The 22398-nt window shown below is 49.1% G+C and carries 19 protein-coding genes and 1 pseudogene; 14 read left to right on the top strand and 6 right to left on the bottom strand.

What is annotated here, in order from left to right; translation table 11 throughout:
- Positions 1-7: 7 nt before the first annotated feature.
- On the bottom strand, positions 8-424 hold the full coding sequence (locus tag AC07VR_RS05710; RefSeq protein ID WP_494993907.1) for an OsmC family protein: 417 nt from the start codon (positions 422-424) through the stop codon (positions 8-10).
- 630 nt (positions 425-1054) lie between these two features.
- Between AC07VR_RS05710 and AC07VR_RS05705 the strand changes: the two genes are divergently transcribed.
- The 11 genes from AC07VR_RS05705 to AC07VR_RS05655 all read left to right on the top strand — a co-directional run bounded on the left by AC07VR_RS05705 (position 1055) and on the right by AC07VR_RS05655 (position 13882).
- Positions 1055-2419, top strand: a complete 1365-nt coding sequence (locus AC07VR_RS05705; protein WP_495010678.1) for an FAD-binding oxidoreductase — start codon at positions 1055-1057, stop codon at positions 2417-2419.
- 117 nt (positions 2420-2536) lie between these two features.
- On the top strand, positions 2537-4225 hold the full coding sequence (gene asnB, locus AC07VR_RS05700; RefSeq protein WP_495010677.1) for an asparagine synthase (glutamine-hydrolyzing): 1689 nt from the start codon (positions 2537-2539) through the stop codon (positions 4223-4225).
- A 135-nt stretch (positions 4226-4360) separates the two neighbouring features.
- On the top strand, positions 4361-5557 hold the full coding sequence (locus AC07VR_RS05695; RefSeq protein ID WP_495010676.1) for an aminotransferase class I/II-fold pyridoxal phosphate-dependent enzyme: 1197 nt from the start codon (positions 4361-4363) through the stop codon (positions 5555-5557).
- Positions 5554-6507, top strand: a complete 954-nt coding sequence (locus AC07VR_RS05690) for a 2-hydroxyacid dehydrogenase (protein ID WP_495010675.1) — start codon at positions 5554-5556, stop codon at positions 6505-6507. Before AC07VR_RS05695 ends, AC07VR_RS05690 begins: the two co-directional genes overlap by 4 nt.
- A 331-nt stretch (positions 6508-6838) precedes the next feature.
- Positions 6839-7210: an adenosylmethionine decarboxylase gene (gene speD / locus AC07VR_RS05685; protein ID WP_495010674.1), complete on the top strand. Its 372-nt coding sequence runs from the start codon at positions 6839-6841 to the stop codon at positions 7208-7210.
- 69 nt (positions 7211-7279) lie between these two features.
- Positions 7280-8146 (top strand): spermidine synthase, encoded by an 867-nt coding sequence (locus AC07VR_RS05680; RefSeq protein WP_495010673.1) that lies wholly within the window; start codon positions 7280-7282, stop codon positions 8144-8146.
- Positions 8147-8337: 191 nt separating this feature from the next.
- Entirely contained in the window at positions 8338-9750 is a 1413-nt protein-coding gene (locus AC07VR_RS05675) for a phenylacetate--CoA ligase family protein (protein ID WP_495010672.1), read from the top strand.
- Between the two features lie 2 nt (positions 9751-9752).
- On the top strand, positions 9753-11249 hold the full coding sequence (locus AC07VR_RS05670) for an ATP-binding cassette domain-containing protein (protein WP_495010671.1): 1497 nt from the start codon (positions 9753-9755) through the stop codon (positions 11247-11249).
- 59 nt (positions 11250-11308) lie between these two features.
- The gene (locus tag AC07VR_RS05665; protein WP_495010670.1) at positions 11309-12319 is read left to right on the top strand and encodes an ABC transporter ATP-binding protein; all 1011 of its coding nucleotides are present in this window, start codon (positions 11309-11311) and stop codon (positions 12317-12319) included.
- A gap of 69 nt (positions 12320-12388) precedes the next feature.
- Positions 12389-13111 (top strand): ABC-2 family transporter protein, encoded by a 723-nt coding sequence (locus AC07VR_RS05660; RefSeq protein WP_495010669.1) that lies wholly within the window; start codon positions 12389-12391, stop codon positions 13109-13111.
- Entirely contained in the window at positions 13112-13882 is a 771-nt protein-coding gene (locus AC07VR_RS05655; RefSeq protein WP_495010668.1) for an ABC-2 family transporter protein, read from the top strand.
- 372 nt (positions 13883-14254) lie between these two features.
- On the opposite strand, the gene fabB is transcribed toward AC07VR_RS05655, so the two are convergent.
- The 5 genes and pseudogenes from fabB to AC07VR_RS05630 form a co-directional block, all read right to left on the bottom strand.
- Complete coding sequence (fabB, locus tag AC07VR_RS05650; RefSeq protein ID WP_495010667.1) at positions 14255-15475, bottom strand: beta-ketoacyl-ACP synthase I; 1221 nt, start codon at positions 15473-15475, stop codon at positions 14255-14257.
- Between the two features lie 11 nt (positions 15476-15486).
- Positions 15487-16002 (bottom strand): 3-hydroxyacyl-[acyl-carrier-protein] dehydratase FabA, encoded by a 516-nt coding sequence (gene fabA / locus AC07VR_RS05645; protein WP_494993894.1) that lies wholly within the window; start codon positions 16000-16002, stop codon positions 15487-15489.
- 303 nt (positions 16003-16305) lie between these two features.
- On the bottom strand, positions 16306-18207 hold the full coding sequence (locus tag AC07VR_RS05640) for an ATP-binding protein (protein WP_494993893.1): 1902 nt from the start codon (positions 18205-18207) through the stop codon (positions 16306-16308).
- Entirely contained in the window at positions 18204-19136 is a 933-nt protein-coding gene (locus AC07VR_RS05635; protein ID WP_495010666.1) for an ABC transporter substrate-binding protein, read from the bottom strand. Before AC07VR_RS05635 ends, AC07VR_RS05640 begins: the two co-directional genes overlap by 4 nt.
- A 36-nt stretch (positions 19137-19172) precedes the next feature.
- Positions 19173-20249 (bottom strand): annotated as a pseudogene (locus tag AC07VR_RS05630) (TonB-dependent receptor domain-containing protein); the annotation flags it as partial.
- 196 nt (positions 20250-20445) lie between these two features.
- Between AC07VR_RS05630 and AC07VR_RS05625 the strand changes: the two are divergent.
- Genes AC07VR_RS05625 through sixA form a run of 3 tightly spaced genes read left to right on the top strand, consistent with a single transcriptional unit; the run spans position 20446 to position 22284 of the window.
- Positions 20446-21471 carry an NAD(P)H-dependent glycerol-3-phosphate dehydrogenase gene (locus AC07VR_RS05625; RefSeq protein WP_495010665.1) on the top strand — a complete coding sequence of 342 codons (1026 nt, stop codon included), beginning with the start codon at positions 20446-20448 and terminating at the stop codon, positions 21469-21471.
- Positions 21472-21490: 19 nt separating this feature from the next.
- Positions 21491-21838 (top strand): DUF4389 domain-containing protein, encoded by a 348-nt coding sequence (locus tag AC07VR_RS05620; RefSeq protein ID WP_494993890.1) that lies wholly within the window; start codon positions 21491-21493, stop codon positions 21836-21838.
- Positions 21835-22284 (top strand): phosphohistidine phosphatase SixA, encoded by a 450-nt coding sequence (gene sixA / locus AC07VR_RS05615; protein ID WP_494993889.1) that lies wholly within the window; start codon positions 21835-21837, stop codon positions 22282-22284. The genes AC07VR_RS05620 and sixA overlap by 4 nt, the downstream gene beginning before the upstream one ends.
- Positions 22285-22398: the final 114 nt, after the last annotated feature.

The following is a 22398-nucleotide window of genomic DNA, read 5'->3' as shown; positions in this document are numbered from 1 at the left end:
CCTGCCGCTACTGGCTGAAAGCGCCTTCCGATAACAGGGTCTCGATGGTGACTTCGCTGGTAGTCATCAGCTTGTGCACCGGGCAGCGATCAGCCACACGATGCAGTTCTTCGCGCTGAGCGTCGGTGAGCACACCCTTGAGGGTAAGTTTGACCTGCAGGGCGTATTTGCCTTTCTGTTCCTGGCTGTTGTCATGTTTGACTTCGACGGTGACCCCGGTCAGCGGGATGCCTTTCTTTTGCGCGTAGAACTTGAGGGTCAGGGCTTTACAGGCACCCAGCGCGGCGTCGAAGTAATCGTGGGGCTCTGGCGCGGAACTCTCGCCGCCCTGGGCCTTGGGCAGGTCGGTGAAAAGTTGATGGTCGTCGATCTGGATGCTGTGACGAAAGCCTTCGCTGGATTCGGTATTGACGGTAACGGTCATGGGAAACCTCATAGGCAGTGAGAAAGGTCGCGCACCAAGAGCGGATCGCACGACAGGAAGCTGTATTCAGTTATAGAGCATCTGCTCCTTGAGGCGTTCCACTTTTTCGCGTTGACCCCGTCCGTTCCTATGGAGCGCCCGCCATGTTCTATACGAAACTCTTTTGAAACAAAGTAGTTATCTTGCGCTAAAGATGCTCTGTCAAAAAGTGCCATTGGTATCATGCTCGGCTACATAACTGTGTTCAAGTTGTTTCAATATGACGATTTTGAAATGCTGATGGGGTGGGGGTGTGGAGAAATAGTTTGAAAGTAATCTAACGCTCTATGTTATGCATAAAGGCAAAATTGGTTGTGCGCGAAAAGTGATGAAATAATAAATAGCTTGATGCGGGGTATGGATGATTGGCCTAGGGCGGAAATCCTACAGCTACAAGGAACTAATGACGTCACTATTGGATGGTGGCAGTATGGCTGGAAATATTTAGATGGACAGTACAGGGCTCGATGAGCTTTACATCGATGTATCGGATTACTAGGATTCAAGGGGTAGGCATAATTTGGTTGCATAGGAGTTACATGATGAGTAGTTCATGCGGGTTTTGGAAGTTTAGTGCGTGGCCTCGTATCGATGAATAACTGTGACTTTGGAAAGTCTCTTTTGAGAAAGTACAAGGATGTCAGTATTCTATTTCCTGGCGACTGTGCCTATGAAGAGGCGAGGCAGGTCTATAATCGAATGCATGACCTCTATCCACTGATGATCGTTCGAACCATGAACCGTTCGGCGTTGAGAGAGCTTGTTAGTTTTGTGGGATTCAATAATATTGAACTCGCGATCAGGGGCGGCGGACATCATATTGCAGGGTTTGGTACTACACAAGGAGGAATACTTCTTGATTTTTCACCTTACAGAGATGTCGTGGTTGATGAGGCAAAAGGTATTGCAAGTGTATTTCCAGGTGCTCGTTTAAGTGATGTGGATCATGCACTTTGCAATAGAGGATTTGTAATACCTACCGGCACGGTGAGTGATACAGGAATTGCTGGATTGACCTTAGGGGGAGGGATTGGATGGCTTCTGGGCACGCTCGGATTTACTTGTGAAAGCTTAGTGGGTGCGGATGTACTTTTGGCTACGGGGGCTATCGTCAGAGCTGAAGATCCGGGCCATGAAGATTTGTTGTGGGCACTCCGGGGTGGGGGAGGGAATTTTGGTGTAGTGCTTGAATTTCGGTATAGCTTATCGAGGCTGCCCTCTGTCTATTGCGGAACAATAGAGGTGTTTGATAGCAATATCAAAGATGTTTTTAATAAGCTAATTGTTTATCTAGATAAACATTGTCCGCCAAATTTGGTTGTTGCTCCCGTGCTACAGCAGTCGGGAGTCAAGGGAGGGCGTAGGCTTTCCATTGATTTTTGTCTAAGTGGTTCAGCCGATCTCCTGGAAATAAAAAAGTTAGAGGAGCATTTGGGTCCAAATATAAAGCATGCGTTTATGACGGATGATTATGTGTCATGGCAGTCTTGGTCTGACGAACGATTTTTACCGCCGATGAGAGGGTACTGGAAGTCAGTATGTCCTGAAGTCATGGGGGCAGATATATCGCATTTGCTATTGGTATGGGGGGCGAAGATGCCAGGTTCAAGTTGCAGTATAACTATCGAGCATTTTAATCCGTCTCGGAGGCAGCAACGACCCGGAGAGTCGGCATTTCCGCTGGTGGATAAAGAGTATGGCATTCTATTTTCTGCCCGATGGACGTCTTTAAGTGACGACTCTATGTACATAGGGTGGGTTAAAGAAGCAGCAGACTCCATAATATATGGGAGGGGATATTCTTCATATTCGAACTATACATCTGGCGAAGAAAAAAATAGTAAGTTGGTTTTTGTAAGTGATGAAGGTAAGTTATTCACGACAAAGAAGAAATATGACCCGGTTAATATATTTAGACGTAATCACAATATTGCAAGGCAGCAGGATATGTCGTGAGATCTTGATTTTATTCGAAGAATAACGACACTTCGTTTCACTCTTGTCTCTAGACGAGCACAACACGATTCTACATACGCACAACTCCTAGAGAAACCCTAAAAAGAGAAAACACTAATGTGTGGAATATTCGCTGTGTACTCTCCAGCTGCCGACATACAACTCGATTACATCGAAAAAGCAATTGCAGAGCTAAATCATCGAGGACCGGACTTTAATAGTAGCTACATTTCGGACGATAAAAAAATCGCCCTTGGGCACACACTGTTAGCGATTGCTGATACGCCTCAAAAAAGCCAACAACCTATTAAGTTTGAGCATTTGAGGATGACCTATAATGGGGAAGTATATAATATAGCAGAGATAAAGCGGGATTTAATTTTAAGGGGTGCGACCCTGGCGACCACTTCTGATAGTGAGGTGCTGATCAAGGCGATATATCATTTTGGTCTGAGCTATCTGAGTAAAATAACAGGTTGCTATGCATTCGTAATTTTCGACAGCAAACAGAATGTTCTGTTATTTGGGCGCGACCCGTATGGAGAAAAGCAACTGGTCTGGACGCAGACGAGTAGCGGAATGGTAGCCATCAGTTCGGAGTCCAAAGCACTCTCGCACATCCCCGGTGTCTGTTTGAACACGAATATCAAACGCGTGTGGCAAGATTTTATCTTCGGTTTTTATGCTCCTCGCGATGAAACTTACTTTGAAAATGTCCATCATTCTGAGCCCGGTATGATTTATGCCGTAGATTCGAACGGGAAAGTAGTCGAATATTTAAAAATAAATTCCACTGCTCAGGTCTGTTATACCAACGAGGGCCTTGTAAACGCATTGTCTTGCGCGGTTAAAAGCCAGATCCCTGTTAGATTTCCGTCTGCTGTGATTTTATCGGGTGGATTGGACAGCAGTATAATCACAACCCTGCTTGATAAACAGACTGTCAACATCAAAGCATTCACAGCCTATTATCAAGGAACTGAGAGCGAGGATTTTTCCAGTGCAAAAAAACTGGTAAGCACCCTAAAAAATACAACATTACAGCCAGTTTGCGTCTCTCAAGATGATGGGAAAAATCTGCTGTCTAAAGTTACCTACTCTTTGGAAGAGCCCCTTTTAGATCAGGTTTATATCTCTCAGTATTTACTCTACAAAACGGTGTCAGAAAAGGGGCTGCGTGTTGCACTAAACGGTCAGGCGGCAGATGAGTTTTGGTGTGGCTACAACCAGCACTACGATTTTCCTACTCAATGCGACGCGATACTTAATCATCAATGGCAGGAATATTATTTCGAGAAAGCCATTAAGGCGGGACTGGGTCTGATCCTTACCCATTCAGAAATAAAAACGCTCATTGAGGAGCACCTACCTGACACGACGGATGAAGATCCATTAGAAGTACTTACACAATTTTCAATAAAAAATCACCTCCGAGCTATGCTCTGCCATGAAGATCGACTGTCCATGGCTTCATCCGTCGAAGTACGCCTTCCCTTCTTGGACAGAAGCGTCACAAGTCTTGCCATAAGTTTATCGGCAAAAGAAAAAATAATTGACGGGGTTGAAAAAGCGCCTTTGAGACAAGCCTTTACCAGCGTGCTACCTCCTGAAATAGCGCAGCGCCGTAAACTGGCGTTTCCTGACGCTCCTACGAAAAACTATAATGAAATCTTAACGTCCCTGAGTCACATCGACTGTTTTAACGGCATTTTTTCCCTCGATGATTTCGAGCAATTCAAACGGCATGGAAAAAACCCATGGGTAATGTTTGGAGTGAATGCGTTCAACAATTCGTTCAGCAATTGAAAATATTTTTTCAGTAATCTCTTTTTATGTATATCTAATCCTTATATGTTTGTGTTCAATCCGTCGAATAATGATTTGATAAGAAGAGCGTTGCATAGCCCAAATATAAGCCGTCGAGCGGAGCTATAATCTTAAATGAAAACTCTACCTGATCACAAGAATAATAATTTGACCGAGCTTGAAGTCTTTGGCTTGTCTGCCCAATACAATCTTGCGGATGGCCATAGTTATATTTCGGCGAAGACGCATTTTAATTCTGTATTGTTGGAGTTACCTGAATTGTGGGATTCCGCAGTCGAAATTCCCATCCCGGAAATGGAGAAGCTTTTCAAAAATAAATTTGCAGAATACTTCGCCCTGGACGGTTTGAGGAGACACGAGTATTTTTCGGTTTGTCCCACCGCGTCCAATAGCATAGATATCGTCGGTGCGTGGGCGCGGTCAATGAACTACAAGGTCGGGCTCGTTGAACCGACATTTGATAACCTTGCTCAATTGTTGCGGCGTAGGGAAGTAGCGCTCGAGGCCATTCCTGAAGTTGTATTTACCGATCTGGTTTTACTGGAAGAGTTTGTCCAGGATAAGCAGCTCGACGCCTTGTTCATGGTTAATCCCAATAATCCAACGGGGTTTGTTATTGATGCTGTCGTGATGTCGAATATTATTGATATGTGCTATCGGCGCGATGTGGTCTTGATACTCGACACCTCTTTCCGGTTCTGCCACCAGACTAGCATAGACGAGTACGCAATTCTTAATGATAAAGGCTTGTCATTTGTCATTCTGGAAGATACGGGCAAGCAATGGCCGACGTTGGATACCAAGGCCAGCCTACTTTCATATAGTGCAGATTTGGCTCGTGATATCCGGAATATTTATGAGGAAGTGTACCTGTGTTGCTCAAATTTTTCATTGAGAGTGATCATCGCATTTATTGATGCGACCCTGAAAAATGGTGGGCTTTCTTACATGCATTCAATCGTCATTAAAAATATTGAGATCGCACAGTCAGAGCTCGCAAACTCCTTGGTCACAATTGAGACGGTGGCGCCAGACTCCACAATGACGGTCATGTGGCTCAACATCGAGAGAACGGGTCTTTCTGATCTCGAACTGACTGATTATCTTGCCAAGTATGATGTGGCTGTCTTGCCAGGTAGATACTTTTACTGGAACAGCCATCATGTCTCTGGGCATAACCGTATCAGGATTGCTCTCATGAAATCGGATGCGCAATTCGGTTTTTCGATTTCGCGTTTAAAACAAGCGTTAACAGATCTTGAGGCGTTCAAGGCTTCAAAAAAAGAGTGTTTAGCGGAGATTCTAGAATGAGAAAGGTTCTGGTTACAGGGGATTTTGATATTGGGGAAAACGAATTTCCAAGCGGCTTCGAACTCGTTCATATTCGATGTCCAGTTGATGAGCAGCAAATTCTAGACATCTTACCTGGCGTGCAAGACTATATTCTGGGTGGGCCGGAGTTTTTATCTGCTGGCCTGATTGACGCCGCCGCTCGGCTAGAGAACTTAATAGTGATGGGAACCGGTATCGCCAGCTTCGTGGACATAGAGCATGCGACAAAAAAAGGCATTCGATTAGTCAATACGCCAAACATGAATTGTCAGGCAGTGACAGAGTTTACGCTGGCCATGATCACTGGCTGTTTAGCAAAAGTATTTGAAAGTGTCGAGTGTGTCAAAGAGGGTACCCGCTGGATTCAAACACCTAGGCCTTCATTGTCGAACCTGAATATAGGTTTTGTTGGAATGGGCGCCATTGGTAGTGAAATGGCTCGCAATCTTCACATGCGAGGGTGTAGAAGCATGCATTACTGGTCTAGAAGCCGGAAAGTCGATCTGGAGGCGTCACTGGGTTTACGATACAGTTCTCTGAAGGATATTGTTAAAACGGCTGATGTGCTATGCATTCATGTGACTGGATGCCCTGAAACCAGGCACCTTATTAACGGGGCTGTGCTAAAGAGCGCGTCGCCAACGCTATCGATTTTCAATATGTCCAGTTCGAAAATAATTTGTCCGGCGGCACTTAAAGACTATCTCCAGAGCAACAAAGCGGCGTTCTGTTTTATTGATGGCTATTACAATGAATGGGTAGATAATAAAGGGCAACATGATGATCCACATGGCCTACTTTCTCTACCCCCCCAGAGTTTGATTGTCACCTCGCACTTGGCGGCCCAAGAACAGAACGCCGTCAATAAAATATTTGCTCGGGCAGCGGCGTTGGTCCGTGAGTTTGCGCTTGAGGAGATAAAGCCATGAGTCGTGTACATAGGTGCGCTCATTTCTAAAAGACAAGGTGCGTGCACCTGCTCCCGATTATTAGTGATATCTGGGCTGCTTATCATAACGTTCACTTACGGTAACAACGCATCTCGTTTTTTTGCGGGCACTTCAGAGTCTACAATTAATCAGCATTATAACTAGCACGCTATCGTCGCTGCACTGAGTACATTCACCCCGAGTTTAATCAGAGAGCAGGAATTCTTAGTATCAAAATATGGCTGAAATATTTTTTATCTTTTTTTGACTTTATTTATATACCTGCTGTCCGTAAATTTGCTTTCGCCATCAATCTTTCTAGAGGTTATAGATGAAAAAAGCTGACACTATCATTGGAAAACATTTACTCGGTGAGTTACACAACCTAGAACCCTCCCAACTGGATGATATAGAGCGTCTAACCGAAATACTCAATACCGCTGTGAAAAAATCGGGAGCAACCGTTTGTGGGCAAATCAGAAAGAAGTTTATTCCTCAAGGCGTAACCGTTCTATTGCTCCTTGAAGAGTCCCACGCCTCATTTCACTCCTATCCTGAGCGCGGGTCTCTATTTCTCGACATCTTCACCTGCGGTGAGCAATGTGATCCTGATCGCGCGTTTCGATACATTTGTGAATTCCTGAATGCGAAAGAATTCAATATAAGAGTTATTCCAAGACACCTGAATGCGCAGTCGTCCTAAATAAGTTTCGTGGTTGAAATAAATTATCGAACACTATGGAGTCATCGCCAGATGAGGAGAGTATATAACATGAACAGCAATATCGAACCTATGTTACATATCGAGCCGATTTCAAAGGGAGTATCTCGTGTATGGGAAATTTATGAAACCATTTTCGAACAGAAAACAGCATACCAAACATTGAAAATTGTTAATACTGCCCATGGCGCTACTCTGTTCTGTGATAACGAGAGACAAAGCTCGGAGTTGAGCCAACTGGCTTACCACGAAGGGCAAGTAATGCCCGCATTACTCAGCATGGCGACATTGCCGAAAAAAGCGCTGGTCATAGGTTCCTCTGAAGGGGTTGCTATTGATATTCTGCAACAAGCCGGCGTCGAACAGATCATCCATGTTGATATCGATGAGGACTGCCTGAAAGCCTGCAGTAAGTATCTTCCTTACGGGTATACGCCGGAAGATGTCGAGCTTTATCTCGCGGGTACGGAATCGATCCGGATCATCATTGATGACGGATACCGCTTTATTCAGTCAGAAATCAATGCAGGCAACACCTACGATCTGGTGGTAATGGATATACCCGATGAAGGTATTAATACACAAGCGCTATATGAAGTTGAATTTTGGACACAAATAAGACATTTGTTAACGCCAACCGGGGCTTTTATTACGCAAGCAGGAAACTCATGTTTATGGCGATGTGAAACGCTTAAAAAATCCTGGAAGCGAATGAACGAGGTTTTTGAGCATGTTACCTATTTTGAGGTCGATGAACAAGATTGGGTGTGGTTGGTCGGGCACGCTAACACTCATAAATTGTCAGTAAGTGAAATGAAAGAAAATCTGGAGAGCAGTCGCTACCGGCCAGTCTTTATTGACTCTGAGTCCTTACAGCGATCAGTTATGTCTCCTCGAATTTTTCGTATGGAAAGTTGAGAAAAAATACCATGCCAGAAACATCGCGCTAGCTACAAAGAATACGTTAACTCCAATGATGGCGCTGATCCTCCGATACATCTAAAAACAGAAGCGAGAGCTTTTTAAGTGTTTCGACAGTCGATTGGTTCAATATGGTCAACTGTCGCAAGCAATAGATCATCGCAATCTAAATACAGATAGGCTTTTCAATGAGTAATTTTGAAATCTTGGGAAAAATCTATAGTTCACAACTAGAAGACGGCAACATAGCACTGATAAAGCAACTGGCAGCACAAGCGTTAAGGCCTCGAACAGATAGTTATAAATTGCAAGGCAAAGCCTTGGAGTTTTGGTCAAAAAAATCGGAGTTGATGAGCGGGTTTTTATGCAAGTCAGAAATGGAAATAAAAAAATTCCAGTTGTTGAAAATAAAAAAACTAGTCGATAATGCGTACAGAAACGTTCCTTTTTACCGTGAGCTTTATGGGGCTGCAGGTTACGAAGTTGGAGGTATCTCAAGCTTCTCGGACTTTGAGCAACTCCCCATAATAAACAAAACCCTTCTCAACAGTTTTGACGCAAACCACAGAGTGAACGCTCCGGAGCGTCTTGAGCAAGCTCATACATCACGTACATCCGGTTCAAGCGGAAAGCCGTTTACAGTTTACAGCGATGACGACGATATAATTCTGGACCATGTTCAGGTGATGCGTTTTTATAATTCATGCTTGAAAACCCCCTTGCAAAAAAACGACTGGATTTATGTACTTCATCACTCAGGGTTGGCGTTTTCGTCACTTCATGGAGATTATAGAACCTTTCAATTACCCGATTTACTCCCGGACACACCGCTGGGCGAACATCTGCTTTTTCTGCGCCCCAGACTGCTCATAATATTACCCAGTTATCTCCCACTAATACTTCAGCATAAGACAGAATTAAAACTGAGTGGCGTTGAGGCGATTTTAACCAACTCTGAATCCAGCACGCAGCTTGAACGGTCGTATTATTCGAAGGCTTTAGGCATTCCTATATTCGACGAATACAGCTCTGAAGAAATAGGGCTCATTGCAATACAATGCGCCCATGGTCATTACCATGTCATTGAAGATGGTGTGTACCTCGAGATTGTAAATGCCGATGAGCAAGATTTTGGTACTGTCATTTGTACGGATCTCAATAATGAGTTCATGCCGTTGATAAGATTTGATCATGGTGATATCGCCAGAAAAACCGTGCTTCAAGGAAGTTGCGAATGTGGCAGCGCCTGTACATCACTCGATGAGATTAACGGTAGACGAGATGATGCTTTCCGTACTCGCGAACATAAACTTGTCCCAAGTGCGTCTATTCTTGCTGCTGTCGACGATATCTTAATTACACCAGACAAGACATTAGAAAAGTTCCGTTTAATACAAAAAGACGCGGAAACAATTGAGTTGATCACGTACTATGTTGGTATGCCCTATAAAAGTATGGCGGAAATATTGCAACATTTAAGAGATCGGTTATCTCACTTGTTTGGTTACTCTATTACACTGTTGCATCAGGAGCTTGAAACAATGCCCGAGCAAAAATCGTATAAACGTAAAAGCCTCGTGCGAGAGTGGGAAGTAAATTAGTTATGTCACTGGTTAAGCTAGAAAACCTATCGTTGTCCTTTAATGGAAAATCGCTTTTTTCGAATCTTAATTTGTCCATCAATAGTGGCGATAGCTTAGGTATTGTTGGCGATAACGGATCAGGAAAAAGCTCATTGCTTCGGTGTATTGCAAAGCAGTTGGATGATCATGAAGGCAATATTACCCACTCAAGAGGTCTGCGTTGTCAGTATGTAGAGCAGGGCTTTCCCGATCAGTGGAATGAATCAACGGCCTTTGAAATTTTGGAGAACTGCTTATCTGACCCTGTTACTGACAAATGGAAAGCGGAATATATCTTTGAGTTGTTCAACTTTCCAAAGCCCTTTCGGCCTCTGCTTGTCAGTCAGCTGAGCGGTGGCTGGAAAAAAGTGCTGATGATTGCCAGGGCGGTTCTTCTAGAGCCTGATTTACTGTTACTAGACGAACCCACAAATCATTTGGACCAGACTCATATCGCAAACATCATTTGTCTACTTAGAGACAGTCATGTCATACCTGCATTTGCGGTGATCAGTCACAATCGGGATTTTTTAGACTCGGTAACCCAAAGTACGTTGTTTCTCCATGATAGATGCTTTTCTCATTTTAGTGTCTCATTTACACAGGCTAGAAAGTTACTTCTAGAACAAAAACAGGCCGCTTCAAACTCCCGAATTGAAGCCATAAATGAAATTCACAGATTGAAAAAAAGCGCGCAGTTCCAACGTCAGTTAGGGGTGAATAACTATAGTGATAGGGCGTTGCAAAAGGCTAAGCAAATGGAGAGGCGAATTAAAAGTCTCGAGGCTGCGGTGCCAGAGAAACACATGTCACTTAAAAAAGAAATCACCTTGGAAATTGAAGAATTCAACGCTAAAAAACTTATACACATCGACGGATTGAAGTTGCATTCAGCTGAGGGTGCCTTATTGTTTACTATCAATTCATTGATAGTAAACAGAGGTGATCGATTGGTTATTTCTGGAGCGAATAGTTGTGGTAAAAGTACTTTGCTCAAAACAATTTTTTCCAACACAAACCTCAGTATCAAACTTGGCCCTTCTGTAAAAATAGGTGTTCTTGATCAAGAATTTTCTTCATTACCGCTGGAGGCTAGAATTTTAGAGTTTGTTACTGAGAATTTTGAGCTCGACCAACAGAAAGCTATTAATAGGCTCGCCTCTTCAGGCTTTTCTTACCAGGAGTCTCAAAAGAAAATTGGGCAGCTTAGCTACGGTGAGCGCGCACGCCTTGCCATGTTGACACTGCGCTTAAGTAATCCGAACTTTTTGATTTTAGATGAGCCGACCAATCATTTGGATATAAGCTCTCAAGAAATGCTGGAAAGCGAAATACAGCGTCTTAATCCAGCAGCGATAGTTGTTTCTCATGATATTAGATTTATTGAAAATATTGGAACTCGTTTTTATGAGATTGCAAACGGAATGTTTAAAGATGTCACCCCTCAGAGTAACAATATATCCACAACCACTTCTTGATGCGCAATGGTATCTGCAGTGTATGCCACCATACTTGACTAAGAAACTATAGGCCCCTTATGGACAGTTTGATTAGCGTAACGTCAGTCAACAAAAATTATTTTTTGGCCAGGGAGACAGTAGGTATTGGGGGGTGGTGCAAGCAATTAATAAAGCCAGAATATGAGACTTTCCAGGCACTTAACTCGATAGATTTTGCTGTTCAAAAAGGCGCCGCTGTCGGGTTTATTGGACCTAATGGGGCAGGTAAGTCTAGTTTAATAAAGATCTTGTGTGGAATACAAAAGCCTTCCTCAGGCTCCGTGAGGGTTCTTGGCTACGATCCAAGCCTTCGTGAGAAAGGCTTTCTCAATAAAATAGGTGTTGTGTTTGGTCATAAAACATCGCTGTGGTGGGATCTGCCAGTCATAAAAAGCTTCGACACGTATAGTAAAATTTACAATGTTAAAGATAGCGATTACCGTGAGCGTCTCGCGGAACTCACTGAGGCGTTGAATCTCAGCAAAGTCCTTCATAAACCGGTACGTAATCTTAGTTTAGGTGAGCGCGTGAAGTGCGAGCTTACATTGAATCTTTTACATTCCCCAAAACTAATTTTTTTGGATGAGCCCACAGTCGGGCTTGATGTTACATCCAAATACGAGATACGGAAGTACCTAAATTATAAAAGAAAGATAGACAACCTTTCCGTATTTCTTACAAGTCATGATTTGGGAGATATTGAGTCCTGCTGTGATGATGCCATTATCATCGATAAAGGCAAAATACGTTTTGATGGTTCGATGAGCGAATTAAGCGCAAATTTTAAAGCCAACGTAAAGTTAACCGTCAGTACTCAGGATGTAACCCAGAGCGAGGCCGGCCTTCTAGTGTTCAAAAAGGCCGTCAGAGAATTTCAAAACATAAGTATCCTCAACGATGGGTCAAATCAAACGACCTACCTTATCCCCAAGGTGTATTTAGGTTCAGTTTTCGATATGTTTCAGGGAGGTGTGTATGATCTAGAGGTCTCACCTCTGGACTTTGAGAGCAATGTCGTGAATCTTTTCAAAACATGGTCTGGTGAGTGACTCGTGAATAGTGCAGCTTATTTTAAACTTGTGCAAACGGGTCTGCTCTCGGTGTATAGAGATAGGTCAATGTTGATTACGGATCTTGTAATCGCCACAGGTGTACCTTTTTTCATACAATTTGCAATTTGGAGTTTTGTCTATGAGGGAGCGAACACTGATTCGCTGCCGCAATACAGCCTGGAAGAAACATACCTCTATTATGTTGCTGTGTTAGCGCTCAATCGCTTGAATAACTCCTACGATCTTATTCTTCGAGTGTCCGGCCATGTGCATGAAGGACAATTAGAAGGTATTTTTATAAAGCCTATCAGCTATTTTAAATACAATCTCTTTCTTTTTCTCGGTGAAAGTATTCTCTATTATATTCCCATTGTGATTATCGCTATATTTGTTATATTTTCGGGCTCGGGATGGTCTGGTCCCTTGGGGTTCATTGTATTGAGCTTGGTAAATTTGTTCTTTTGTTTTTTGCTGGGCTTTTTGATGTCGCTGTCTACATTTTGGTTGACTCGACCTGATATGACTCTCAGCTTTCAAGTTGTTCTGGCGAGCGTAATTGGTGGAACCCTTTTACCCATCGCATATTGGCCTGCCTACCTCCAGCCTTTAATGCAATATAATCCCTTTCGCCTGATAATCAGTGGGCCGGCAGAGTTTTTATTGCGTCCAAGTAGTGAGTTGGGTTTGGAGCTTTTATGCCTTTATATTGTTTGGTTTTCAATCATGCTAGTGGTCTGTAAGGTGACGTTTAAGTTTGCCAGCAACAAGTATTCGGGAGCGGGAGGTTAAATGCACATATTCAACCTGATTAAAAACTCGGCAAAAGAAGAACTGAGATACAAGACTAACTTGTTCGGCGGAGTTTTGGCGCTCCTCACGCTTTACAGCCTGCAGTTCGTCTTTTTCGAGGTCATAAGCTCATTTGTTGTCACTGAAGAAAAAAATGCCAATTGGCTGCTGATTTTTTTCATGTCATATGCGTTGGGGAGCTTACTTGTAAATTTTTTTAGCTCGGCAATTACAGGCTTCTTTCGGCAACTAACTCGAGGAAGAATTGATACTTTGCTGGTGCGGCCTATCAATTTGCTTGTATTAATACTGTTAAGGTGGTGTCAAGTCTATTACCTTTTGGTTATGCTTTTATTGTTTGTCATCTGTCTCATTTCAAACAGGATTGATTTTCATCCATTTTTTGTTAACGTGTTTAACACTGGGCTTTATTTATTTGCGCTGGTGATTGGGGTGGTTGCCAGTGTTACTTTTCTTTTGGCACTCAACTCCTTCTCTTTCATTACCCAGCGTGATTTGCCGGTGGACTATATTCACTCATCCCTTTTTACGTTTGCGTTACTTCCTGCGACTTTTTACTCAAAAACGTTGTTGTATTTTTTTGTGGCAACCTTGCCAATGATTGTATTCGCTTCTGTCGCATTAGACGCGCTTTACAATGGAATAACCTTATTCGTTTCGGTGTTTTTTGCTGTAGTGACGGTCACGTTCTTTTTTGTCGTCAGAGTTGTTTATGGTTTTTTTAATCGTTTCGATAGCATTGGAGGATGAGACAATTCTTTAAGGTCTGAATTAGCCGGCGAAAGTTAATGCCTTCCCCGTTTTGGGTGCAACATTCGGCGGTCCGAGTGTAAATAAAATCTTGGCTTCGCTTAAATCACGCAGCCCTTTGAATTGCACTTTTTCAAAGCGCTTTTGCGCATCACAGACGTATTTTTCCTGTACTCAACAGCTTTTTTCGCTCTGTCCACAGATTCGTCCGCCACATTCTCCGTTCAGCGCACCAGGTTGTGCACCAAACCTTGGCAAGCACCTGACCGTCGCAGCCGGAATAAGTCAAGTCTGAAGTAACAGCTAAAACCCGCCCAATAAAAAACGCCCCGAACCAGTCGGGGCGTTTTTATGTGGCGAGACGGCGAGGGCTTACTTACCCTGCCAGCGCTTCAGTACCAAGGTGGCGTTGGTGCCACCGAAACCGAAGCTGTTGCTCATCACGGTATTGATGGTGGCGTCTTCGCGAGTCTTGGTCAGGATTGGCATGTCAGCCACTTCCGGATCCAGTTCGTCGATGTTGGCGGAGCCCGCCATGAAGTTGCCTTCCATCATCAGCATGCAGTAGATCGCTTCGTGAACGCCAGCGGCGCCCAGAGAGTGACCGGACAGGCTCTTGGTGGAGCTGATGGCTGGAGCCTTGTCGCCGAAGACTTCACGTACGCCTTTCATTTCCGCGACGTCGCCGACCGGAGTCGAAGTGCCGTGGGTATTCAGGTAGTCGATCGGTGCGTCGACGGTGGACATGGCCATCTGCATGCAGCGGATGGCGCCTTCGCCGCTTGGAGCGACCATGTCGTAGCCGTCGGAGGTCGCGCCGTAGCCGACGATTTCCGCGTAGATCTTCGCGCCGCGAGCCAGAGCATGTTCCAGCTCTTCAACCACGACCATGCCGCCACCACCAGCGATGACGAAACCGTCACGCTTGGCATCGTAAGCACGGGAAGCTTTTTCCGGGGTGTCGTTGTACTGGCTGGACAGTGCGCCCATGGCGTCGAACAGGAACGATTGGCTCCAATGTTCTTCTTCACCGCCGCCGGCAAAAACGATGTCCTGCTTGCCCATCTGGATCTGTTCCATGGCAGTACCGATGCAGTGAGCACTGGTGGCACAGGCAGAAGCGATGGAGTAGTTCAGGCCCTTGATCTTGAAGGGTGTGGCCAGGCAAGCGGAAACCGTGCTGCTCATGGTCCGCGTAACGCGGTATGGGCCGACACGCTTGACGCCTTTCTCGCGCAGGATGTCCAGCGCTTCCATCTGGTTGAGGGTCGACGCGCCGCCGGAACCGGCGATCAGGCCGGTACGCGGGTTGGAGACTTGCTCCTCGGTCAGGCCGGAGTCGGCGATGGCATCTTTCATGGCCAGGTAAGCGTAAGCCGCTGCGTGGCCGACGAAGCGATAGATCTTGCGATCGATCAGCTCTTCGAGGTTAAGGTCAATGGAGCCGGAAACCTGGCTACGCAGACCCATTTCGGCATATTCCGGATTGAAACGGATGCCAGGGCGACTTGCACGCAGGTTAGCGGAGACGGTCTCTTTGTCATTGCCCAGGCACGAAACGATGCCCAGACCAGTGATAACGACGCGGCGCATGCGGATAACCCTTAGAAGTTGTCAGTGGAAGTAAATACGCCGACCCGAAGGCCTTCGGCGGTGTAGATCTCGCGACCGTCGACGGTGACAGAACCATCGGCGATGGCCATGTTCAGCTTGCCGCGCATGACGCGTTTGATCTGAATGTTGTAAGTAACTTTCTTGGCAGTCGGCAAGACCTGGCCAAAGAATTTTACCTCTCCTGAACCCAACGCGCGACCACGGCCTGGCAGGTCTTGCCAGCCCAGGAAGAAACCGACCAGTTGCCACATGGCATCCAGGCCCAGGCAGCCAGGCATCACCGGGTCACCTTCGAAGTGGCAGGCGAAGAACCACAGGTCCGGATTGATATCCAGCTCGGCGACCAATTCACCTTTGCCGTACTTGCCGCCCTCTGCGCTGATATGGGTGATGCGATCCACCATCAGCATGTTCGGGGCGGGCAGTTGCGCGTTACCTGGGCCGAACAGCTCACCGCGACTGCAGCGCAGCAGATCTTCCCGGGTAAAGGCGTTTTGTTTGGTCATGCGAGCTCCTCAATAGTCCCATGCGGCAGGGTGGGGCAAATCTTCCCGACCGATCGAAGCGTTCATGCCTCGAATCGACAGCCTACTCATAGACTATTGCGTTGTAGTGAAAGTCACAGCACAAAGGGTATGAATGTACACTTGTGCACTGAAAATTTTATTCAGGCGCGTTTCAGGGCCTGTTTGGGTGCCTAAGACTGCCGCACTTTCGCATTTCACGCCAGTCGCAGATCGTCGAAACCTCTGTGCCAGGGTCTGTTGACGTTTGGTGCTGTCGCGGTTGTCACCAAACGTCAACAGACCCTAGTGCACCCAGCGTTGCAGAATTTGCTGCAAATCAGCACGTTTGAACGGCTTGGCCAGATAATCATTCATTCCGGCGTCAAGACAGGCTTCACGGTCTCCCTGCAAGGCATTGGCTGTCAGGGCGATGATCGGCAGCTCGGCGCAACCCGGCAGTTGGCGGATCTGGCGGGTGGCTTCATAGCCGTCGATAAGCGGGAGCCGGCAGTCCATCAGAATGGCTTCGAATATCAGGCTCTCAGCGCTGCGAATGGCTTGTGCGCCGTCGGTGGCGACGCTGACGGTAAAGCCCAGACTGCGCAGCATTGCCTCGATCACCGTCCGGTTGACCGGATTATCCTCGACCAGCAACACATTGCGACCCTCGCCATGGGTATGTCCTGACGGTACCCGCGTTGTCAGTGCCGGCAAGCTTTGTTGATACAGCGCCAACGGTATCTCCAGAGTAAAGACCGAGCCGCGTCCCTCCTCGCTCCGGGCGCGCAGAGTGCCGCCCATCCGCTCGGCGAGTGTACGGGCGATCGGCAGACCAAGCCCGGTGCCGCCATAGCGTCGGGAAATCGTGCTGTCGGCCTGTTGAAACGCATTGAACATCAGCTCCAGGCTTTGCTCCGGGATACCGATGCCGCTGTCACGCACGCTGCAGGTAAACCACAGCACCTGATGGTCCAGAGATTGCCATTGCGGTTCAATTGTCACGCTGCCTTGTTCGGTGAATTTCAGCGCATTGCCGATCAGGTTGACCAGGATCTGCCGGATTCGCGTCGGATCGCCCTGAACCTGCAGCGACTCCATGCCGGCCGGGATCCTCAGCTCAAGGCTCAGGCCGCGCTGCACCGCACTGTGCTGGAATGCCTGGGCGGAACTGGTGATCAGATCGGCAAGGTTGAACGGGATATGTTCCAGTTCCAGCGCGGCACGCTCGATGCGCGAGAAGTCGAGTATGTCGTTGATCACCTTGAGCAGGTGTTCGGTGGACTCTGAGGCAAGTGCCGCGTATTCGACCTGTTCCTCTGTCATCTCGGTGGTTTCGAGCAATTGCAGCATGCCCAGCACGCCATTCATTGGCGTGCGCAGTTCGTGGCTCATCATGGCCAGGAAGTCGGATTTGGCGTTGTTGGCCTTTTCCGCTTCTTCGCGGGTCTGGATCAGTTGGGCCATCGCCTGATGCTGTTCGCGGCTGGCTTGCTCGAGACCGGCGGCGAGGTTGTTGATATGCCGTGACAGGCTGCCAAGTTCGGCATCGTCGACGATCGGCAGCGGGGTGCTGTAGTCGCCCTGTTGAATGGCCTTGACCGCGTTACCCATGGCGCTGATTGGCTGCGACAGGCGTGCGGCCAGGCGGCGGGCGAGCAGGAAGGTGAACAACAAGGCAAACAACGCGAGGATTGCGGCCTTGAGCAGGATTCCCTGCTGGCGCTGACTGAAGGCATCGTTAGACATACCGACGATCACCCGACCCAGATAGTCCTCGGCAGGTGCTATGGCCGGTGAACTGCCGTCCTGAAAAAAATCATTGTTGAGCTTGATCCGTTGCAAGCGTACTGGCGCCTGGAATACTTCGACCTGTTGCGATCGATTGACAGTTTCCGAGGGCTGTTCGACGTACACCAGTATGTTGTTGGTGCTGTCCTGTACTTCCAGAAAACGCACATGTGAGATCGTCAGGGTGGCTTTCAACAAGCTCTCGAGCACCTCATTGTTGCCGGAAATCACCCCGTATTCGGTGGCCGGCGCCAGTTGGTTGGCGATCAGTTGTCCGGTGTGGTTCAGCTCCTGGCGCAAATCCTGAATCCGCACGAAGGTAAAGAAGCTGATCAGCAGCAATGTCAGCAGCAAGGCCGGGCCAAGGCTGATGATCTGGGTGCGGGTATTGATGTCCCAACGACGACGGAAGGTCATGGGCGGCTTTCTCCTTCGGCCAACCGGGTCGCGACAGACTGTTCGTCAATCGGTTCGATGCCCAGTGAGCGTGCCACTTGCGGGTTGCTCAATACTTTGAATCGTTGCGGATACAGTGCGCGTGGCCAGCTGGCGGTCGGGCGGTCGAGCAGGGTGTCGAGAGTGGCCAGCCAGTCGTTTTGATCGCTGTAGGTGCTGGCCAGGCTACCGGCCTTGACGAAGCCGGCATTGGGGCCGATCAGCGCCCGTTGCCGGGTATAACTGCTGAGTAGCAGATTTTTCGCGGTTTTCGGGCTGTACAGGTCGTAATCGTCGAGGCCCAGTAGCACGTCGCTGTCTTTCAGCAATGCCTGAAGCGGGCGGCTGTCACTGGTGTTGTCCCATCGCTCGGCGACGATTTCCAGCCCCAGCGGTTGTGCGGCCTGACGCAGTTCTTTCAAGAGAAATTCGCTGTGGCTGTGATAGAGCACGCCAACTCGCCGGGCTTGCGGCAGGATGCTCTGGGCCAGGCGCAGTTGCCGGTCCAGTGGAGGGTCGCTCCACAGCAGACTGAGTCGGGCAGGCAAGCTGTTGCCAAGACGTTGCCGTGCTTGCAGCCGACTGATGCGCAGTACCAATGTGGCCGGTCCCTGGGCGTCTTGCAGGCGCCAGTCCAGGCTCGGCAGGTCGAGCAGGATCAGTCGTGTGCCTGATGGCAGTTTGCTCGGCGCAGGCAGTTCAGTCAGCGAACTGAAGTGCACCGTGTCTTTGGGACGCAGTTGGCTCAAGGCTTGGGTGAAGGACTGCACGCCGGGGCTATCTTCGGCACCGGTCAGCAAAATGTCGGCGGCCCGGACCGTAACGCTTGCGAACAGGCAGACAAAGGCCAGGCACACTGATCTGAGCAGATGGCCAGGGGCTGGTGTCTCCTGTGACGGACGTTCATCCATGCTAGAACTCTAACTCCGCGCTGAAGTAGAGAACGTGGCGCTCATCCGCCAGTCGAGCTGGGTTTCGGTGCCTGAGAAACGTGAGGCGTTCGAGTTGCTGGCGATGTATTGGTTGTTACGCAGCGGTTCGCTGATCATTCCGGTTATTTCGTCGTAGAACAGCTTCATGTCGACGGTCAGCCCGATATCGGCAAAAAAGCCGTTGTAGCCCAATTCTCGCGAACGCATGCGTTCTTTTTCGGGATCGCCCGGGCCGCGAGTCTTGACAAAGTATTGGGCGCTGGATTGTCCGTAGGCTTTGGGGTTCAGGTTGGTGACCTGATAACTCCAGTTGATATTGTTCTCGAACATGTCAGGCGAACGGATGGCTTCTGAATACACGGCGCGCAGGCCGTGGCGCGGGTTGATCAGATAATTGACCGCCACCCGCGGAGTCAGCGAACTGCCAGTCAACCGGGTGTCTTCGAACATGGCACCGCCCTGGAGCAGCCAGTGCTCGCTTGCTCTCCACTCAAGCTGATCGAATAAGCGCCAGATGGTGTCGTCGAGGGTGCCATTGAAATAGGTCTCGGAGTCTGCCTTGTCATAACGATAGTTCATCCCGCTGACCAGCCGCAGGCTATCGGACAGGCTTAGGGTGTCCTGCAGTTCGAGATCGTAGCGTGATTCACGGGTGCTTTGGTCGATATCGCCGCACAGGGTTTGCCTGGCGCCACCTTTCCATTGCTCCAGGACCTGATTGGCCAGAGCCCGTTCCGTCGGCATCCCGCGTGGAGCTTGTGTAGCGGTGTAATTCTCCATGCGCCGCGCTGCGCTGGCGTTGGTACCGTGATAGTTCACCGTGGCCTGATTGCCGCTGATACTGCCGACCATCATCCCGGGCACCAGGCGCAACAGTTCGCTGATAACCCGGGCGCCGCTGGTCTTGATCAGCTCACTGTCGATTATCGTCATACTGCCGGGAACTGCCGCTGGCGACTGTTTCAGGCGTGTAGCGGTCAACACTTGCGGCAGTGGCCGGTTGTCAAGAAGCAGATCGTCGACCAACAGCGGGTTGCTGAACATCAGCGCCAGGACCGGTGATGAGGGTGGATTGGAAGGGCCAAGGTACACGGCACAGCCTTGATAGCAGGTAATAGGCGGGCATGTTAACCGAGCTGGGCGGGTTTTCCAGTCGATAACCCCCGCCATTCATAGGTCGAGACAGTCAGATCCCGGTATCTAGCGGTAATTGATTGTGGGGCTGGCCGCCTGAAGGCTGCCCCGTATAATGCGGGCATCGCCACTGGTATGGATTAACGGATTGCATATGACTGAACAGCGCCCTATTGCGGTCCTGGGAGGCGGAAGTTTTGGTACCGCCGTGGCCAATTTGCTGGCCGAGAACGGTCACCAGGTGCGCCAATGGATGCGTGATCCCGAACAGGCCGAGGCCATTCGGGTGCACCGCGAGAATCCGCGCTACCTCAAGGGCATCAAGGTTCACCCTGCGGTGGAGCCGGTCACTGACCTGCTGGCGACGCTGACCGACTGCGATTTGTGTTTCGTGGCGTTACCATCCAGCGCGTTGCGCTCGGTGTTGGCTCCCCATGCCGAGCGCCTGAGCGGCAAACTGCTGGTCAGCCTGACCAAAGGCATTGAGGCACAGACCTTCAAGTTGATGAGCGAGATTCTTGAAGAAATCGCTCCGCAAGCACGAATCGGCGTGTTGTCCGGGCCGAACCTGGCCCGGGAAGTGGCCGAGCACGCATTGACCGCTACGGTGGTCGCCAGTGAAGACGAAGAACTCTGCCAGCGCGTCCAGGCGGCGCTGCATGGCCGTACTTTCCGCGTTTACGCCAGCGCCGACCGATTTGGTGTGGAGTTGGGCGGGGCACTGAAAAACGTCTACGCGATCATTGCCGGCATGGCCGTAGCATTGGGCATGGGTGAAAACACCAAGAGTATGCTGATCACTCGGGCATTGGCGGAGATGACCCGTTTCGCGGTCAGTCAGGGCGCAAACCCCATGACCTTTCTTGGCCTGGCCGGGGTTGGCGACTTGATTGTCACGTGCTCGTCACCCAAGAGCCGCAATTATCAAGTGGGCTTTGCCCTTGGCCAGGGCTTGAGCCTGGAGGACGCCGTGACCCGTTTGGGCGAAGTCGCCGAGGGCGTCAACACCCTCAAGGTGCTCAAGGTCAAGGCTCAGGATTTGGGGGTCTACATGCCGTTGGTCGCCGGGTTGCATGCGATTTTGTTCGAAGGGCGCACGCTCAACCAGATTATCGAGTTGTTGATGCGCGGCGAGCCGAAAACCGATGTCGACTTTATCTCCACCAGTGGTTTCAATTGAGCACGACAAGGAGCGAGACATGAACGATCCAAAGAACGAAGCCAAATACGAGTCCATTTTGCTGCGTGTGATGTGGATGCTGGTGTATGTGCTGGTCTGGCAAGTGGCACAATTCATCCTCGGCGCTGTGGTGCTGGTGCAACTCATTTACCGGCTGATCTACGGTGCGCCGAGTGCCAGCCTGATGAATTTCGGCGACAGCCTGAGCCAGTTCCTGGCGCAGATCGGTCGCTTCGGCAGTTTCCACAGTGACCAGAAACCCTGGCCGTTCGCCGATTGGCCGACCCCCCGCGCACCCGAAGGCGAAGCGCCGCATGCCGTACCGCCTGCACCGCATCCGGCACGGGATGAGGAGCCGAAGCTATGAAACTCTGGGTGCTGCGTCACGGTGAAGCCGAGCCCAACGCCGGCAGCGATGCCGAGCGCAACCTGACCGAGAATGGCCGCAAGGAAGTGCTGAGCAGCGCTGCGCAGCTGATCGGCCAACCGATCAGCGCCATCTACGCCAGCCCTTACACTCGGGCGCAGCAGACCGCGCAATTGGTGCGCGAAGCCCTGGGCTTCGAGCCTGAGGTCCACACCGTGAAGTGGCTGACTCCCGACAACGATCCGCCGGCGGTGGTGGATGAGCTCGACTCGTTGGACAACGTGCTGCTGGTCAGCCATAACCCGCTCGTCAGCAACCTGATTGCCTATCTGCAACACGGTCACTGGCGCGAACTGCAGCGGGTGGGCACCGCTGGCCTCGCCGAACTCGAAGGTGACTGGCCGCTGGCGGGTTTGATGACTCTCAAGAGTGTCAAACATCCGTAAGCATAAAGTCGGACCCGCTCGCCACAGGTTCATGACTTCTGCTCCCTGACTTCTCTGTGAAATAGTCAACCAAGCAACTGCTTGGTTGACTACGCTTGCCTCCACATAAAACAA

Source organism: Pseudomonas sp. GW821-FHT02H09 (assembly GCF_059421425.1).
The sequence above is the reverse complement of the archived record's forward strand: the minus strand, read 5'-3'. Positions and strand labels throughout refer to the sequence as shown.

What these genes read in the sequence shown, in the direction of transcription:
- AC07VR_RS05710 (WP_494993907.1), bottom strand. Translation starts at nt 424, where the DNA reads ATGACCGTTACCGTCAATACCGAATCCAGCGAAGGCTTTCGTCACAGC.
- AC07VR_RS05705 (WP_495010678.1), top strand. Translation starts at nt 1,055, where the DNA reads ATGAATAACTGTGACTTTGGAAAGTCTCTTTTGAGAAAGTACAAGGAT.
- asnB (WP_495010677.1), top strand. Translation starts at nt 2,537, where the DNA reads ATGTGTGGAATATTCGCTGTGTACTCTCCAGCTGCCGACATACAACTC.
- AC07VR_RS05695 (WP_495010676.1), top strand. Translation starts at nt 4,361, where the DNA reads ATGAAAACTCTACCTGATCACAAGAATAATAATTTGACCGAGCTTGAA.
- AC07VR_RS05690 (WP_495010675.1), top strand. Translation starts at nt 5,554, where the DNA reads ATGAGAAAGGTTCTGGTTACAGGGGATTTTGATATTGGGGAAAACGAA.
- speD (WP_495010674.1), top strand. Translation starts at nt 6,839, where the DNA reads ATGAAAAAAGCTGACACTATCATTGGAAAACATTTACTCGGTGAGTTA.
- AC07VR_RS05680 (WP_495010673.1), top strand. Translation starts at nt 7,280, where the DNA reads ATGAACAGCAATATCGAACCTATGTTACATATCGAGCCGATTTCAAAG.
- AC07VR_RS05675 (WP_495010672.1), top strand. Translation starts at nt 8,338, where the DNA reads ATGAGTAATTTTGAAATCTTGGGAAAAATCTATAGTTCACAACTAGAA.
- AC07VR_RS05670 (WP_495010671.1), top strand. Translation starts at nt 9,753, where the DNA reads ATGTCACTGGTTAAGCTAGAAAACCTATCGTTGTCCTTTAATGGAAAA.
- AC07VR_RS05665 (WP_495010670.1), top strand. Translation starts at nt 11,309, where the DNA reads ATGGACAGTTTGATTAGCGTAACGTCAGTCAACAAAAATTATTTTTTG.
- AC07VR_RS05660 (WP_495010669.1), top strand. Translation starts at nt 12,389, where the DNA reads ATGTTGATTACGGATCTTGTAATCGCCACAGGTGTACCTTTTTTCATA.
- AC07VR_RS05655 (WP_495010668.1), top strand. Translation starts at nt 13,112, where the DNA reads ATGCACATATTCAACCTGATTAAAAACTCGGCAAAAGAAGAACTGAGA.
- fabB (WP_495010667.1), bottom strand. Translation starts at nt 15,475, where the DNA reads ATGCGCCGCGTCGTTATCACTGGTCTGGGCATCGTTTCGTGCCTGGGC.
- fabA (WP_494993894.1), bottom strand. Translation starts at nt 16,002, where the DNA reads ATGACCAAACAAAACGCCTTTACCCGGGAAGATCTGCTGCGCTGCAGT.
- AC07VR_RS05640 (WP_494993893.1), bottom strand. Translation starts at nt 18,207, where the DNA reads ATGACCTTCCGTCGTCGTTGGGACATCAATACCCGCACCCAGATCATC.
- AC07VR_RS05635 (WP_495010666.1), bottom strand. Translation starts at nt 19,136, where the DNA reads ATGGATGAACGTCCGTCACAGGAGACACCAGCCCCTGGCCATCTGCTC.
- AC07VR_RS05625 (WP_495010665.1), top strand. Translation starts at nt 20,446, where the DNA reads ATGACTGAACAGCGCCCTATTGCGGTCCTGGGAGGCGGAAGTTTTGGT.
- AC07VR_RS05620 (WP_494993890.1), top strand. Translation starts at nt 21,491, where the DNA reads ATGAACGATCCAAAGAACGAAGCCAAATACGAGTCCATTTTGCTGCGT.
- sixA (WP_494993889.1), top strand. Translation starts at nt 21,835, where the DNA reads ATGAAACTCTGGGTGCTGCGTCACGGTGAAGCCGAGCCCAACGCCGGC.